The organism is Janthinobacterium amylolyticum (assembly GCF_051380655.1).
Classification (GTDB): Bacteria; Pseudomonadota; Gammaproteobacteria; order Burkholderiales; family Burkholderiaceae_D; genus Janthinobacterium.
Window position 1 is genome coordinate 93,824 of record NZ_JBNYXL010000012.1, and the last position, 14,617, is coordinate 108,440.

Annotated in this window: 14 protein-coding genes; 3 read left to right on the top strand and 11 right to left on the bottom strand. The window is 66.9% G+C overall.

The features are described from left to right. Positions 1-7: 7 nt before the first annotated feature. From ACQ4WR_RS23680 to ACQ4WR_RS23725, 10 genes are all read right to left on the bottom strand, one after another. Positions 8-460, bottom strand: a complete 453-nt coding sequence (locus ACQ4WR_RS23680) for a TadE/TadG family type IV pilus assembly protein (protein WP_436490276.1) — start codon at positions 458-460, stop codon at positions 8-10. Continuing rightward, the gene (locus tag ACQ4WR_RS23685; RefSeq protein ID WP_436490278.1) at positions 450-1,388 is read right to left on the bottom strand and encodes a type II secretion system F family protein; all 939 of its coding nucleotides are present in this window, start codon (positions 1,386-1,388) and stop codon (positions 450-452) included. Before ACQ4WR_RS23685 ends, ACQ4WR_RS23680 begins: the two co-directional genes overlap by 11 nt. 26 nt (positions 1,389-1,414) lie before the next feature. Next, positions 1,415-2,389 carry a type II secretion system F family protein gene (locus tag ACQ4WR_RS23690; protein WP_436490280.1) on the bottom strand — a complete coding sequence of 325 codons (975 nt, stop codon included), beginning with the start codon at positions 2,387-2,389 and terminating at the stop codon, positions 1,415-1,417. A 1-nt stretch (position 2,390) separates the two neighbouring features. Then, positions 2,391-3,740, bottom strand: coding sequence for a TadA family conjugal transfer-associated ATPase (locus ACQ4WR_RS23695; protein WP_102299414.1), 1,350 nt, complete (start codon positions 3,738-3,740; stop codon positions 2,391-2,393). 36 nt (positions 3,741-3,776) lie between these two features. Beyond that, positions 3,777-4,949 carry a CpaE/TadZ family protein gene (locus tag ACQ4WR_RS23700; protein WP_258003229.1) on the bottom strand — a complete coding sequence of 391 codons (1,173 nt, stop codon included), beginning with the start codon at positions 4,947-4,949 and terminating at the stop codon, positions 3,777-3,779. Next, the gene (locus ACQ4WR_RS23705; RefSeq protein ID WP_436490283.1) at positions 4,946-5,233 is read right to left on the bottom strand and encodes a hypothetical protein; all 288 of its coding nucleotides are present in this window, start codon (positions 5,231-5,233) and stop codon (positions 4,946-4,948) included. Before ACQ4WR_RS23705 ends, ACQ4WR_RS23700 begins: the two co-directional genes overlap by 4 nt. Continuing rightward, complete coding sequence (locus tag ACQ4WR_RS23710; protein WP_436490284.1) at positions 5,226-6,689, bottom strand: type II and III secretion system protein family protein; 1,464 nt, start codon at positions 6,687-6,689, stop codon at positions 5,226-5,228. Before ACQ4WR_RS23710 ends, ACQ4WR_RS23705 begins: the two co-directional genes overlap by 8 nt. A gap of 42 nt (positions 6,690-6,731) precedes the next feature. Next, positions 6,732-7,565, bottom strand: a complete 834-nt coding sequence (gene cpaB, locus ACQ4WR_RS23715) for a Flp pilus assembly protein CpaB (RefSeq protein WP_436490286.1) — start codon at positions 7,563-7,565, stop codon at positions 6,732-6,734. 24 nt (positions 7,566-7,589) lie between these two features. Beyond that, on the bottom strand, positions 7,590-8,138 hold the full coding sequence (locus ACQ4WR_RS23720; RefSeq protein WP_436490288.1) for a prepilin peptidase: 549 nt from the start codon (positions 8,136-8,138) through the stop codon (positions 7,590-7,592). 79 nt (positions 8,139-8,217) lie between these two features. Then, positions 8,218-8,385, bottom strand: coding sequence for a Flp family type IVb pilin (locus ACQ4WR_RS23725; protein WP_102296132.1), 168 nt, complete (start codon positions 8,383-8,385; stop codon positions 8,218-8,220). A gap of 406 nt (positions 8,386-8,791) precedes the next feature. On the opposite strand from ACQ4WR_RS23725, the gene ACQ4WR_RS23730 reads away from it, so the two are divergent. Beyond that, positions 8,792-10,831 carry a primosomal protein N' gene (locus ACQ4WR_RS23730; RefSeq protein WP_436490290.1) on the top strand — a complete coding sequence of 680 codons (2,040 nt, stop codon included), beginning with the start codon at positions 8,792-8,794 and terminating at the stop codon, positions 10,829-10,831. Positions 10,832-10,837: 6 nt separating this feature from the next. Here the strand turns inward: ACQ4WR_RS23730 and ACQ4WR_RS23735 are convergent, their stop codons facing one another. Next, positions 10,838-11,728, bottom strand: a complete 891-nt coding sequence (locus tag ACQ4WR_RS23735; protein WP_436490291.1) for an ArgP/LysG family DNA-binding transcriptional regulator — start codon at positions 11,726-11,728, stop codon at positions 10,838-10,840. Between the two features lie 130 nt (positions 11,729-11,858). Between ACQ4WR_RS23735 and ACQ4WR_RS23740 the strand changes: the two genes are divergently transcribed. Continuing rightward, on the top strand, positions 11,859-13,307 hold the full coding sequence (locus tag ACQ4WR_RS23740) for a dihydrolipoyl dehydrogenase (RefSeq protein ID WP_436490293.1): 1,449 nt from the start codon (positions 11,859-11,861) through the stop codon (positions 13,305-13,307). A 187-nt stretch (positions 13,308-13,494) separates the two neighbouring features. Next, entirely contained in the window at positions 13,495-14,616 is a 1,122-nt protein-coding gene (locus ACQ4WR_RS23745; protein ID WP_258003076.1) for an HD-GYP domain-containing protein, read from the top strand. Position 14,617 lies beyond the last annotated feature (1 nt).

A 14,617-nucleotide genomic window follows, 5' to 3' on the forward strand; every position in this document is an offset into this window, starting at 1 on the left:
CGCTGCCTCATTGCAGGCGCGCCACGGCGCTTTGCCGCAGCCGCAGCGGCCGTGCAAAGTCGGGCAGCATGGGCACCAAGCCGGCACCGAGCTGGTAGCTGGCGCGCACTTCCACATACGTCCACGGCGCGCTGGCGGCGCCGGCGCACAGGCCGCCGCCGTAGGGGCTGCCATCGGCGCAGCGCTGCACGATCGCCACCGCCGGCAAGGCCATGTCGGGCAGGTCCAGGCGGGCATCGGCCTGCGCGGCGGCGGCGATCCTTGCCACGTCGCGCGAGTTGCCTGCCACGGCAAACTGCATGCCGGCACGCGCCGCATTGGCCAGGGCCAGCTGCACGAAATACAGGCGGCTCAAGCCGGCGATGCCGAAGAAAATCAGCAGCAGCACGGGCAGCAGCAAGGCCAGTTCGACGGCGGCCACGCCCCGCTGGCGCGCGATCGATTGTGGTTCAGCTCGCATTGGCCATGGCCGGCAGCAGCTGGCGGTAGATTTGCAGGATGGCGGGCCCCATGAGCACCACCAGCAGCGAAGGAAAGATAAAAAAGATCAGGGGAAACAGCAGCTTGAGCGAGATTTTCGCCGCCTGCTCCTCGGCGCCCTGGCGCCGCCGGGTGCGCAGCTGTTCCGACAGCACGCGCAGCGAGGCGCCGATGCCCGTGCCGAAGCGCTCGGCCTGGATCAGCATGGTGGCCAGGATATCGACGTCTTCCACGCCCGTGCGCATGGCCAGGTTGCGCAGCGCCGTTTCCTTGTTGCTGCCGGCGCGCAATTCCAGCGTCACCAGGGTCAGTTCCTCGCTGACGACGGTGCTTTTCAGGGCGATCTCGGCGGCCACCCTGGCCAGCGCCGCATCCATACCCAGGCCCGCCTCGACGCATACCGTCATCAGGTCCAGGGCGTCGGGAAAGGTGTCGACGATGTCGCGCTGGCGCTGCCTTGCCAGGCGCGTGAGCATCAGGTTGGGCAGGTAGTAGCCGCAGGTGGCCAGCAGGCAAAGGCACAGCAGCAAGGCGCTGCCGGCCAGCTTGGGCTGCCAGTGCAGCAGCAGGAAAAACAGCGCCGCCGGCAAGCCCGCGGCCAGTGCCGTCTTGGCGGCAAAAAACAGCAGCGGCGCGGCCGGCGCGCGCAGGCCCGCGTGCAGGAAGCGCAGGCGCAGCGGCGACGCTTCCCAGTTTTCCGCGGGCAGCGACCATTTGCCCAGCGGTACGGCCAGGCGCAGCAGCCGCGCCAGCCAGCGCCCGCCGCGCCGCGTGCCGGCGCCCATGCCCGCTTGCGCCTGCAGGCGTGCCTGCACGGCGGGCGCGCCGAACGGGCGCAGCACGAGCAGCATCAGGCCCAGGGTGGCGCAGAACGTCAGCGCCAGTAACAGCAAGTGCAGCCATGTCATGGTATTTCCTTCCAAAAAAGTTGGCCTTACAGGCGGATGCGCGTGACCTTGCGGATCACCAGGATGCCCAGGCCCATCATGACGAGGGCCATCGTCAGCATCTTGCGTCCGCCCGGGTCCGTGTACAGCAGGCGCAGGAAGTCGGGGCTGCTCAGCTGCATCATCAGTGCCACGGCGAACGGCATCAGCGACAGGATCCATGCCGACATGCGGCCCTCGGCCGACAGGGTGCGGATCTCGCCCAGCAAGGTCAGCCTGTCGCGGATGATGGCGCTGATGCGGCCCAGCAATTCAGCCAGGTTGCCGCCCGTCTCGCGCTGGATCAGCACGGCCACGACGAAATAGCGCAAGTCGGTGCTGGGCACGCGGCTGGCCAGGTTGCCCAGCGCATCGCCCATGGCCACGCCAAAGTTGACTTCATCGAAGACGATGCGCATCTCGCTGCCCAGCGGCGCGCGCAGCTCGTCGCCGACCATTTTCAGGGCCGTGGGAAACGCATGGCCGGCGCGCATCGAGCGGCCCATCAGGTCCAGCGCTTCCGGCAACTGCTGTTCGATGCGCGCCAGGCGGCGCTGGCGCGCGCGCAGCAGCCGCCAGCAGGGCAGGGCGGCGCCCAGCGCGCCCAGGCCCAGCTGCAAGGGCAATGCCAGGCCCAGCAGCGCACCGGCGGCCAGGCCGGCCAGCAGCGCCAGCACCGACCAGCCCAGCACCTGCGCCACCGTCTGGCCGCTGCCGGCCTGCAGCATCAGGCGGTCGAGGGCGCCCGCTGGCGGCAGCCGCTCCAGCAGTTGCTGCAGCAGCGGCTGCTGCGACAGCAGGCGCCGCTTGCTGATCGACAAGAGCGTGCCGCCGCCCGCATCGCCGCCGCTGGCATTCCTCACGCGCTGGGCCAGGCGTCCCGGCGCGCGGTTGCGCATGCCGCGCCACAGCAGGTACAGGCCGGCCGAGAGCAGCAGGGCGGCGGCGAAGACGAGGGCGCCAAACAGCAAAAGGAGCGCCATCTCACAAGCCCTGCCGCGTCGGTTCAAACAGCCCGGCCGGCACGCTGATGCCGAAGGTGTGCAGGCGTTCGAGGAAACGCGGGCGGATGCCCGTCGAGGAAAAGTGGCCCAGCACGGTGCCGCCCTCGCCCACGCCCGTCTGGCGGAAGCTGAAGATTTCCTGCATGGTGATCATGTCGCCCTCCATGCCCGTGATTTCCTGGATCGAGGTGACCTTGCGCTTGCCGTCCGTCAGGCGCGACACCTGCACCACCACGCTGACGGCTGAGCTGATCTGCTGGCGCATGGCCTTGCTGGGCAGGCTTGCCGCCGCCATGCTGATCATGTTTTCCAGCCGCGTGATGGCGTCACGCGGCGTATTCGCGTGGATGGTGGCCATCGAGCCTTCGTGGCCCGTGTTCATGGCGCCCAGCATGTCGAGCGCTTCGCCGCCGCGCACCTCGCCCAGGATGATGCGGTCGGGGCGCATGCGCAGCGCATTGCGCACCAGCGCCCGCTGCGTCACCTCGCCCTTGCCTTCGATATTCGCCGGCCGCGTTTCCAGGCGCACCACGTGCGGCTGCTGCAGTTGCAGCTCGGCCGCGTCCTCCACCGTGACGATGCGTTCGGTGGCGCCGATGAAGCCGGAAATCACGTTGAGCATGGTGGTCTTGCCGCTGCCCGTGCCGCCGGAAATGAGGATGTTGATTTTCGCCTTGCCCAATCCCTGCAAAATTTCCGCCATGCCCGCCGTCAGGCTGTCGTAGGCCACCAGGTCGGCCAGGCGCAGCGGGTCGGCCGAGAAGCGCCGGATCGACATCACGGGCCCGTCGATGGCCAGCGGCGGGATGATGGCGTTGACGCGCGAGCCGTCGGGCAGGCGCGCATCGACCATCGGGCTCGATTCATCGATGCGCCGGCCCACGCGCGAGACGATCTTGTCGATGATTTTCATCAGGTGCGCATCGTCGATGAAGCACACGTCCGTCAGCTCCAGCTTGCCGCGCCGCTCGACGTACACGCGCTTGTGCGTGTTGACGAGGATATCGGACACGCCGGGATCGGCCAGCAGCACTTCCAGCGGGCCAAAGCCCAGCATTTCGTGCTGGATGTCGCGCGTCAGGTTCTTGCGTTCGAGGTCGTTGATGACGACGGCTTCTTCTTCCAGCAGGCGCTCGACCAGCAGGCGAAGCTGTTCACGCACCTGCTCCGGCGACAGGCGCTGCAGGTTTTCCAGGTCCACCCTTTCCATCAGCAAGGCATGCATGCGCTGCTTGAGCAGCTGGTAGGCGCGGTTGTCGATATTGCCCGCGCGCTGGTGCGTGTGCAGCTGGCCCAGGCGTTCGCGGATGGGGATGGGAGCGGTATGCATGCGGGGTCCTCGTCTCAGTCGGTGGTGTCAGTCGCTTTACGCGCGGCGCAGCAGGCGGCCCAGCCAGCCATCCTGCGCGGCGATGGGGGCCGCGCCGCCCAGACGCCGGGCAAATTCCTGCAGCGCCCGCGTGATGGGGCTGGCCGGCGCCAGCTGCAGCACGGGGATGCCCTGATTGACGGACGCGGCGGCCGCCTCGTAGTGGTTCGGCACCGTCATGTAGATATCGCTGGCATAGGCGTTGACCAGATCGAGCACGCTGATCTCGCCGCCCTTGTCGTGGCGGTTGAGCACCAGGTGGACTTTTTCCATCGGGTATTCCAGTGAGCGGAACACGTCGAGCAGGCGCTTGCCGTCGCGGATGTAGGGCAGGGTGGTTTGCAGCACGGGAAAGATCATGTCGGCCTGGTCCAGCGCGCGGATGCTGATGGCGTCAAGGCTGCGGCCGATGTCGAGCACGATGAAATCGTAATGCCGGCGCGCCAGCTGCAAGATGGCGTCGACATGCTCGGGTTTCACGTCGTTGGCCTGGGTCGGGTCTTCCGGCGCGGCCAGCACGCCATAGTTGGGCAGCACGTTGAGCATGCTTGAGGCGAGGAACGAGGGGTCGAGGCGGTGGATCTGCTGCGCCACGTCGGCCAGCGTGGCCAGCGGCTTTTGGTCGGAGACAAACAGCGAGGCGTCGCCGAACTGCAGGTTCATGTCGATCAGGGCCACGCGGCTGTCGCCCTGCGCCGCCAGCGCATACGCCAGGTTGGTGGCAAGGAAGGTGGCGCCGCTGCCGCCCTTGCAGGAAATAAAGGCCAGCAGCTTGCCATTCGCGTCGCTGCGCCGCTGCAATTTTTCTTCCACCCGTTCGATGGCCTGGTACAGGCAGCCGGGCGGCGCCGGATAGTCGAGCACTTCGCGCACGCCGGCGCGCATGGCTTGCAGCAAAAAGTCCGGCGTGTGCTGGCGGCACAGCAGGATGAAGGCGATGCGCGGCTGCACATTGCCCAGCCGCTCGACGGCGTCCAGGTCGCCCCGCTCGATGCTGGGCTGGTCGAGGATCAGCACATCGGGCGTGCTGGCCGGCGGCAGCCGGTCGAGCCGGCCCAGGATCTTCTCGATCTGGTGCGTCGGATTGCGCGCGCGCAACAGCGCGGCAAGCGCATCGAGGCTTTTGGCGTCGAGCGAGACGATGGCGACCTTCACGTGATGGCCTTTCATCGCTTGCCCAGGCCGATGATAGGCGCGGCGGCGGGCGCGGGCGGGGCCAGCAGGCTGTCCTGGTAGCGCTCGTAGGCGGCCACGCCGGCGCGGCCATCGGCCCCTTGTTCCGTGGCACGCTGGCGCGCGGCCAGGTCGGGCGCACGCGTCTGCAGCGCCGTGGCGGCGCGCACGCTGTCGCCGAATTGCCGGTCCAGCCGCGGCGTCATCTCGCTGCAGCCGCTGGCCGTGCACGCCAGCGCCAGTGCCAGCATGGGCGCCAGGATCGATGGGAATTTACTCATGGCGGGGCTCCGGTTGCGCGGTGACGATGGTGCTGCTGGCGGGCGCCGGCTGGCCTTCCATCTGGCCGCGGATGAAGAAGTCGGCCCGGCTTGGCGGCACGTAGCCATCGGTGGGCAGGGGCGGCACGGCCGGCAGCGGTTTTACCAGGTGCGGCGTGACAATGAAGACCAGCTCGCTGCGGTCTGTCTGGAAATCGCTGCTGCGAAACAGCGCGCCCAGCACGGGGATCTCGCCCAGCATGGGCAAGGCCTTGATATTCGTCGTCACATTGTTCTTGATCAAGCCGCCGATGGCAAAGCTCTGGCCATCGAACAGCTGCACCGTGGTGGCGGCGCGCCGCGTGGTGAAGGACGGCAAGATGGCGCTGGCATTCACGCTGCCTGCGGACAGGCCGATGCCGTCGCGGTTCAGCTCGGATACTTCCGGCGCCACCTTCAGGTTGATGCGACCGCCGTCGAGCACGGTCGGCGTGAATTTCACGGCCACGCCGTATTCCTTCTCTTCCAGGGTGATGGTGGGCGTGCCGCCGCTGTTGTTCTGGCTGACGGGAATGAAGACCTTGCCGCCGGCCAAAAAACTCGCTTCCTGGCCGCTGATGGCCATGATGGTGGGCTCGGCGAGGATTTTCACGAGGCCGTCGCGCTTTTGCGCATCGACCTTGATGAAATTGCCGTTCTTGTTGTTGAACGCTTCGATCAGGCTGCGGTTGCCGCTGAGCAGATTCGACAGCAGGGAATGGGTCCAGTTGCCCGCCTGCACATTGACGCCGAGGCTGGCGCCCAGCTGGTCGACCAGGCTTTTCGACACTTCCGCAATTTTCACTTCCAGCATGACTTGCTGCGGCGCCGCGATGGCCAGCATATTGACCACCTTGACGCTGGCCGGCGTGGCCGCCATGGCGCCATCGGCGGGCGTCGCGGCGCTGGCGCCAGCGGCGGGACGGGCCGCGTACGCTTGCGCCAAGGACATGATCTGGCTGGCCTTGACGGCATCGGCCACCGTGCCCGACAGGATCAGGGTATCGGCCGCCGCATGGATGTGCACGGCCGTTTCCTCGGCAAACAGCAGGTCGAGCTGCTGGCGCAGGCCAGCCGTGTCGATGGCCACGCTGAGGTCGATGATGCTCGCCTGTTTGGCGCGGTCCCACAGGATCAGGTTGGTGGTGCCGGGACGCTTGCCCAGCAAATACACTTCATTCGGATTGAGCAGGATCACGTCGGCGATGGCCGCGTCGCCCACGGCCAGGCGGCTGGCGGCAAATGGCAGTGACAGCAATTGCGATTTGCCGGCCGACAAGGCGATCAGGCGCGCCAGTGCAGGCGCAGGCGCGGGGGTGGCGGCGGGCGCGGGCGCTGCCGCCTTGGCGGCTTTGCTGCTGGCGCTGGCCCGGGCGCCGTGCGCCGTGTCCGCCAGCGCGCAGGCGGCCAGCGCCAGCAGCAGGGCCGCGCGATTCATGGTGTAGGTCAAAGGATTCCCCGGTGTCTGCGATAGTGAACGTTAAAAATGCTGGGCGCTGCGCTCGAGTCCCTTGATGACTTCGACACGCAGGCCGGGCGCGGGCGCCTGGACGATCTTTGGCGCCGCGCGCTTGCCGCTGGCGGCCGGCACGGCGCTGGCCGCCTTGATGTCGAGCAAGGTCGACTTGGTGGCGCCCTCCGTGTTGACGGGCTGGTCCTCCACCTGGTTGCGCAGCACCAGCGACAGCGTGCCCACGCTGCGTGCCAGGTCGAGTTTTTCCGTCTGCTCCGGCGTCAGTTCCAGGGTCACGGCATTGACCACCTTGGGCTTGGTATCGTCGCGCGTGGCTTCCTGCGCGATGGCCAGCACGCGTATGCGTTCGAGCACGATTTTCGAGATGGCCGGCCCTTGCATGGTGGCATTGCGCAGCGGCTCGCCCTGGGTATTCACCAGCACGTCGACAAAGTTGCCGGGCAGGGCGAAGCCGGCCACGCCCACCACGTCGTTGACGCGCACCGTCATGGCGCGCTTGCCGTCGCCCAGCGCCGCCGACAGGCCGCCGACGGTGCCGGGCGGCGCCAGCTTGCTGTCGAGCAGAGGTTCGCCGCGGCCGATGGCGTGGCGCGTGACCCTGGCCTCGAGCAGCGTGGCGTCGCCGATGGCGCCGGGCGGCAGCGCGTTGGCGGGCCAGTCGATGAGGGTGATCATGTCGGGCGCCAGGCGCGTGCCCAGGGGCAAGTCGACCTGCGCCACGGCGACCTTGCTGCTGACGGGCGCCGCCTGGGCATGGATCCAGCGCAGGGCCACGAGGGTGGCGGCCAGCGCCACCACCAGGGCCAGCACGATCAGCGCGATGGCGCGGCTATGCTTCATGCAGTTCTCCTGATGCAAACTTCCTCATGCGACACTCCAGAAAAAGGACAGCAAGGTGCCGGCCGCGATGGCCAGCGCATACGGCAGCTTGCCGCTGACGGCGGGCAGCGCATCGAGGCGCGCATCGCCGCCGCCCAGGCCGCGCGCCATGCTGTGCAACAGCATGCGGTAGCCATTGCCCAGCACCTGGCGCAGCACACCCGTGCAGGCGGCCACGAGAAGGGCCAGCACGCCGCCGGCCAGCAGGGTCAGCAAGGTGGCCGACAGCACTTGCTGGGGACCGATAAAGGCGCCCACCATGGCCATCAGCTTGACGTCGCCCGCACCCAGGGTGCGCAGCATGTACATGGGCAACAGCAAGCCCAGCCCCAGCGCCATGCCCGCCAGCGCGTTCAAGGCGCCCAGGCCGCCGCCTGCCGGCGTCAGCAGGACATGCAGCAGCACGGCCGCCACGGCGCCGCCGGCCACAAGGGCGTTGGGAATGCGGCGCTCGCGCACGTCGTGCCAGACGGCGCAGGCGAGCAAGATACCCAGCAGCAAGGTGGGCACGGAGATGGCAAACAGGAGGGACATGGCGGTCAGCGGTGGGACTCTGCGGCGAAGGCGGTGGGGCGAGAGACCCGGACGCGCTGCGCGCCCGGGCAGGCACGACTCAGGCGACGGTCATTTTATTGACGACGGCGGTAAAGCCGGCCTTGATGCCATCGCCGAGGATGGTGACGGCGGCGATCAGCGCGGTGGCGATCAGGGCTGCCATCAGGGCGTATTCGATGGCCGTGACGCCGTCTTCGTTCTGGATGAATCGTTGAATGGCTTGCATGCTGTTTTCCTTGTGAGTGAGGGGTGTGCAGGGCCTGCGCCAGGCGGGATCGAGGCCGGGCAGGCACTGCTTCGGTGCCCTGGCGGCGTTGCCAGAAATTGCCGAAGCGCTAACTATAGGCGGCGCGTGCGGGCCGGTCATCCCACAAAGGTCACTTTCCGCTTGGTACAATCGGCCCCTTTTTGCCGCCAGCGCGCAGGACATTTGTACCAGGGGCCGCAGCCCCGCTGGCGCGGCAATAACACTGTTATTTTTGGTGATAATTCAGATAACTATTGCATTGGGCGGGCGCGTCCCGCTAGGTGTTTGCCGGGCGGAGCTAGTATCATGGCCGGCTGGCGCATGCGCCGGCACCGGACGCCACGCCGCGCGTTGTTCTTGCCCCTGATTGAGATAGGCCCCATCCATGCCGCAGTGCCCCACGCCGCAATGCATTTTGAAAATTGCGCTCGACACGCCCCTGAACGCCCTGTTCGACTACCGCTGGAACGGCGGTGCCGACGCCGCGCTGCCGCAGGTGGGACAGCTGGCGCTGGTGCCGTTCGGCCGGCGGGAAGTGATGGGGCTGATCGTTGGCGTGGCCGACAGCACGGACGTGCCCGATGCCAAGCTGAAGGACGTGCTGGCCGTGCGCAGCCAGCTGGCGCCGTTGTCGCAGCAGTGGCTGGCGCTGGCCGCCTTTGCCGCCGATTACTACCAGCGTCCGCTCGGTGAAGTGGCTTTGCCGGGCTTGCCGAAGAACTTGCGCGTGCTGACCACCGTGGCGCTGGACCGCGCCATCAAGAAACTGGCCAAGCTGGCCGACGCGCATGACGGCACGCCGTTGAACATGCCGGCGCTCAATGCAGCCCAGCAGGAAGCGGCCGACGCCATCGGCGGCGCGCAGGGGTTCCAGCCCACCCTGCTGTATGGCGTGACGGGCAGCGGCAAGACGGAAGTGTATCTGCAAGCCTGCGCCCAGGTGCTGGCGCGCGAGGACGACGCGCAAATCCTGATCCTGGTGCCGGAAATTAACCTGACACCGCAGCTGGAAGGCAATATCCGCGCGCGCTTTCCCAGCGTCATGCTGGCCACCTTGCACAGCAGCCTGTCCGAAGGCGAGCGCATGCTGCACTGGCTGGCCGCGCACCAGGGCCAGGCGCGCATCATCCTCGGCACGCGCCTGGCCATCCTCGCATCGATGCCGAAACTCAAGCTGATCGTCATCGACGAGGAGCACGACCCGTCGTACAAGCAGCAGGAAGGCTTGCGCTACTCGGCGCGCGACCTGGCCGTGTGGCGCGCCTGGCAATTGCAGATCCCCATCGTGCTCGGTTCGGCCACGCCGTCGCTGGAAAGCTGGCACCATGCGCAGACGGGACGCTACCGCAAGCTGGAGCTGCGCGAGCGGGCCGTGAAAAATGCGGTGTTGCCGCGTGTCAAGATACTCGACATGGAGCGCGACAAGCCGAAAGACGGGCTGACATCGCACCTGGTGGCCGCATTAAAACTGCGCATGGAGCGTGGCGAGCAGTCGCTGCTGTTCCTGAACCGGCGCGGCTATTCGCCCGTCATCTGCTGCGAGTCGTGTGGCTGGATCAGCAATTGCACGCGCTGCACCTCGTTCATGGTGCTGCACAAGCCGGAACACCGTTTGCGCTGCCACCATTGCAGCCTGGAATTGCGCATTCCCCGCCATTGCCCTACCTGCGGCAACGTCGACCTGCAGCCGCTGGGACGCGGCACACAGCGCGTGGAAGAGGGACTGCAGCAACTGTTCCCAGAGGCGCGCATTCTGCGCATCGATGCCGATTCGACGCGCAAGAAGGGCAGCGCGCAGGAAGCGTTCGACACCGTGCACCGGGGCGAAGTGGATATTCTGATCGGCACGCAGATGGTGGCCAAGGGGCATGACTTCAAAAAGCTCACGCTGGTGGGCATTTTGAACCCGGATACGGCCCTGTTCTCGCAGGATTACCGGGCCAGCGAGCGCCTGTTCGCGCAATTGATGCAGGTGGCGGGCCGCGCCGGACGGGCCGCGCAGACGGAAGGGGGCAGCGTTTCCGAAGTGCTGATCCAGACGCGCTATGCGCGCCATCCGCTGTACGACGCCGTCGTCAACCATGATTACGACCACTTCGCCACCACCTTGCTGGAAGAGCGGGCGCAGGCGGCGCTGCCGCCGTATCTGTTCCAGGCCCTGCTGCGCGCCGAGGCGCCCGAGCTGGCCACCGCCATCGAGTTCCTGCAGGCGGCCAAGGAATGCATGGAACACCCGCAAGTGACCATCAACGATCCGATTCCCATGAGCATGACGCGCGTCTACAACGTCGACCGCGCCCAGCTGCTGCTGGAATCGGCCTCGCGCCCCGCGCTGCAGGCGTTCCTGAAAGAATGGCTCACTCAATTGCGCGGCATGAAGACGCGCGTGAAATGGTCGCTGGAAGTGGACCCGCTGGATATCTGAGCAAATTTAATTCAGGTAGGCCCGGCCGGCCTGTATGACTTGCTCCGACAGCAGCTTGGTAAACGGCGTGTCCAGGGTCCAGGCATGCCAGCTCAGGGGCACGTCCAGGGTGCGGCCCGGCAACAGATCGACCAGGCGCTCCGTCGCCAGCGCCGGTGCGGCCAGGCGCTGCGGCATCAGGCCGTAGGCCAGGCTGTCCTGCACGCAGCCGCGGCGTGCCGCTTCCACGGGCAAGGTGTGGTGCGGAAACGGTTCGCGCATCTCCAGTTGTTCCGCGAGAAAACGCGCCAGCAAGCCGTGCTGGCCCACCACGGCCGGCGCCAGTTGTACCGCCTCGGCAATAAACCCATCGCCAAACCAGTGGCCCGCGAACACGGGTGTGGCCACGCAGACATAGCGCATGGTACCCAGCGGCGTGACGCTGGTGGCGGCCGCCGCATCGATCGCCGTGCCGGAGGAGGCCGCTACGCAGCCAAATACCGTGCCGTCGCGCACCATCTGCAAGGCGGCATCGCTGTCGGCCAGGCGCACGTCGAGCTGGCAGCGCGGCGGCGCCAGCAGGGCGGTCAAGGTGTCGGGGAACCAGGTGGCCAGGCTGTCGGCATCGATGGCGATGGCGATTTCCGGCATGCTGACGCTGTTGCCCAGGTCGATGTCGAGCGACGCTTCCATCAGCCTGACGTTGCGGTGATGCACGATCAGGCGCTGCCCCAGTCCCGTCGGCACGGCCGGCTGGCCACGGATGATCAGCAAGCGCCCGCTGGCGTCTTCCAGCGCCTTGATGCGCTGCGAGACGGCTGACTGGGTGATGCCCAGGGCCAGCGCGGCCTTGTCGAAACTGCCATGGCTGGCAACGGCGTCCAGCACGGCCAGCGCGCGATAATCGAGTGATCCCATTAGCTCAGCTTATAAATTTTGGAAATGATTAGTTATACTAATGCATATGTTGCAGCAAAGTAAAACCTTATTTTCGGCAAACGGGTAGTATCGAACGCTGTGAGCAATGTATATAGGGAGTAAGGGCAGCATGAAGACGATACAAGTGGATGTGGCCGTGATCGGCAGCGGCACGGCCGGCATGACGGCGCACAAGGCGGCGCGCATGCAGGGCAAGCGCGTGCTGATGATCGAAAGCGGACCGTACGGCACGACCTGCGCCAGGGTCGGCTGCATGCCCAGCAAACTGTTGATCGCGGCGGCCGAGGCGGCCCATGCGGTGGCTGCCGCGCCCGGCTTTGGCGTGCATCCGGGACCCGTGCGCATCGATGGCCAGCAAGTGATGGCCAGGGTGCGCAGCGAGCGCGACCGTTTTGTCGGCTTCGTGCTCGACGGCGTCAATGCCGTCCCTGACGAAGAAAAGCTGCGCGGCCATGCGCGTTTTATTTCCCCCGGTACATTGCAGGTGGATGAACATACCATCGTCGAGGCTGGCAGTGTCGTCATCGCCACCGGTTCCACGGCCATCGTGCCGCCCGAGTGGCAGGCGGCCGGCGAGCGCGTCATCACCAGCGACGCCGTGTTCGAGTGGACGGACTTGCCCAAGTCCGTCGCCGTGGTGGGCAGCGGCGTCATCGGCCTGGAACTGGGCCAGGCGCTGGCGCGGCTGGGCGTGCGCGTGACGCTGTTTGCGCGTGGCAATAAAGTCGCGCAGCTGACCGATCCGCTGGTGCTGCGCGAGGCGGACGCCGTGCTGGCGCGCGAACTCGATATCCGTTTCATGACCAAGGTCGCGCACATGGCAAAAACGCCGGACGGCAGCGGTATCCTGCTGACCAGTCGCGATGACGCCGGCGCGGAAAAAACCGAGCAGTTCGAGTATGTGCTGGCCGCCATCGGCCGCCGCCCGAACGTCGACCAGATCGGCCTGGAAACGGCGCAGATCGAGCTCGACCGCCACGGCATTCCCCTGCACGACCAGCGCACCATGCAGTGCGGCAAGAGCGCCATTTTCATCGCGGGCGACGCCGACAATGTCTTGCCGCTCTTGCCGGAAGCGGCCGACGAAGGCCGCATCGCCGGCGAGAATGCGGCGCGCTTTCCCGACGTGCAGCCGGGCCTGCGCCGCACGCCACTGACGATCGCCTTCACGGAGCCGCAGATCGCCACCCTGGGCGCCACCTACCAGCAATTGTGCGTGAGCCACGCGGGCCGCTTCGCCGTCGGCGCCGTGTCGTTCGGCAACCAGGGCCGCAGCCGCGTGATGCTGCAAAACCAGGGCTTGCTGCGCGTGTATGCGGAATTCGGCAGCAAGCGTTTTCTCGGTGCCGAGCTGATCGGCCCACGGGCGGAACACCTGGGCCATCTGCTGGCCTGGGCGTGCCAGGCGCAGCTGACGGTGCCGGCCATGCTCGACATGCCGTTCTACCACCCCGTCATCGAGGAAGGCGTGCGCACGGCGCTGCGCGAACTGGCGCTGCACCTGGAAAAAGACCCGGAACACGCGCCCGGCTGCGCCGACTGCTCGCCCGGCGTCTGATGACAAGCGAATGAAAATTTGTTGCAACTTTGCGATTTCATTAATTATGTAGACAAGCTCACATGATTACGCGATCATCGCTGCCATATTGAAATATTGATTAAAAGCAAAAAACATTTCAAATGGTTCATGCCGCCCACGCCGCAATGGTACAAGGGAGAGCGGCTGGCGATGACACGGAGACGATGTGAAGATTCGGCGCATTGACGCGGGGGAACTGGCCTTGGGCCTGGCCCTGCCTTGGGACGTGTACGGCGAGACGGGCAGCCTGCTGGCCAGGCTGGGCCACGTGATCAGCAGCGAGACGCAGCTTGAACTGCTGCTGGCGCGCGGCGTCATCGCCGATACCAGCGACGACGCGCCGCGCGCGCCAACAGAGGCACCCTCGTCGCTGCGCATGCTGAACCTGGTCACGGCAGGGCTGGCGCTGGTCTTGCCGGCCATCGCCGCCGGGCAAGCGCTGGCGCACGAGCAGCTGGCGCCGCTGGCGCAACTGGTGGACGAGGCCGTCGCGCTGGACGCCGACGTGGCGCTGGCCTGCATCCTGCACAACCAGGGCGCGGGCGACTTTGCCGTGCGCCACAGCGTCGACACGGCCGTCATCACGGCCCTGCTGGCGCGCGCCCTGAAACTCGAGGACGGCGCCGTGCGCAGCGTGCTGCTGGCCGCGCTCAGCATGAATGTCGGCATGCTGGGGCGCCACGCGCAGTTCCAGCGCAAGGAGGGCCCGCTTGACGCGGACGAGCGCGCCTACATCCACGCCCATCCGCAAACGGGCGTCAACCTGCTGCGCGCCGCCGGCGTCTCGGACGGCGTCTGGCTGCAAGCCGTGCTGCAGCACCATGAAAACATCGATGGCAGCGGCTATCCGCTGGGCATCAAGGGCGCCGATATCGGCGTGGGCGCCCGCCTGATCATGCTGGCCGACCGCTATTGCGCCCGCGTCTCCGCGCGCAGCTACCGCAAGCCCCTGCTGCCGAACGCGGCCCTGCGTGAAATGCTGATGGCGGACAAGGCTACCCTGGATGCGCCGCTGGCATCGCTGCTGGTGCGCGAGCTGGGCATTTACCCCGTCGGCACCTTCGTCAAATTGCTCAATGGGGAAATCGGCGTCGTCACGCGCAAGGGCCTGAGCGCGGCCACGCCGCACGTGCAGTCGCTGATCGGCCCGCGCGGCGCGCGCCTCGACGTGCCCTTGCGGCGCGACACGCGCGTGGATCTGCACGCCATCCGCGAAGTGCTCAGCGCCGAGCAGGCGGGCCTGCAATTCCGCCCCGACCAACTATGGGGCCGCAGCGCACGAATTTAAT

Bases quoted from the DNA above. Each gene is read 5' to 3' on its own strand.
- ACQ4WR_RS23710 (WP_436490284.1), bottom strand. From the start codon at position 6,689: ATGAATCGCGCGGCCCTGCTGCTGGCGCTGGCCGCCTGCGCGCTGGCG.
- ACQ4WR_RS23685 (WP_436490278.1), bottom strand. From the start codon at position 1,388: ATGACATGGCTGCACTTGCTGTTACTGGCGCTGACGTTCTGCGCCACC.
- ACQ4WR_RS23725 (WP_102296132.1), bottom strand. From the start codon at position 8,385: ATGCAAGCCATTCAACGATTCATCCAGAACGAAGACGGCGTCACGGCC.
- ACQ4WR_RS23735 (WP_436490291.1), bottom strand. From the start codon at position 11,728: ATGGGATCACTCGATTATCGCGCGCTGGCCGTGCTGGACGCCGTTGCC.
- ACQ4WR_RS23730 (WP_436490290.1), top strand. From the start codon at position 8,792: ATGCCGCAGTGCCCCACGCCGCAATGCATTTTGAAAATTGCGCTCGAC.
- ACQ4WR_RS23680 (WP_436490276.1), bottom strand. From the start codon at position 460: ATGCGAGCTGAACCACAATCGATCGCGCGCCAGCGGGGCGTGGCCGCC.
- ACQ4WR_RS23720 (WP_436490288.1), bottom strand. From the start codon at position 8,138: ATGTCCCTCCTGTTTGCCATCTCCGTGCCCACCTTGCTGCTGGGTATC.
- ACQ4WR_RS23700 (WP_258003229.1), bottom strand. From the start codon at position 4,949: ATGAAAGGCCATCACGTGAAGGTCGCCATCGTCTCGCTCGACGCCAAA.
- ACQ4WR_RS23705 (WP_436490283.1), bottom strand. From the start codon at position 5,233: ATGAGTAAATTCCCATCGATCCTGGCGCCCATGCTGGCACTGGCGCTG.
- ACQ4WR_RS23690 (WP_436490280.1), bottom strand. From the start codon at position 2,389: ATGGCGCTCCTTTTGCTGTTTGGCGCCCTCGTCTTCGCCGCCGCCCTG.
- ACQ4WR_RS23695 (WP_102299414.1), bottom strand. From the start codon at position 3,740: ATGCATACCGCTCCCATCCCCATCCGCGAACGCCTGGGCCAGCTGCAC.
- ACQ4WR_RS23740 (WP_436490293.1), top strand. From the start codon at position 11,859: ATGAAGACGATACAAGTGGATGTGGCCGTGATCGGCAGCGGCACGGCC.
- cpaB (WP_436490286.1), bottom strand. From the start codon at position 7,565: ATGAAGCATAGCCGCGCCATCGCGCTGATCGTGCTGGCCCTGGTGGTG.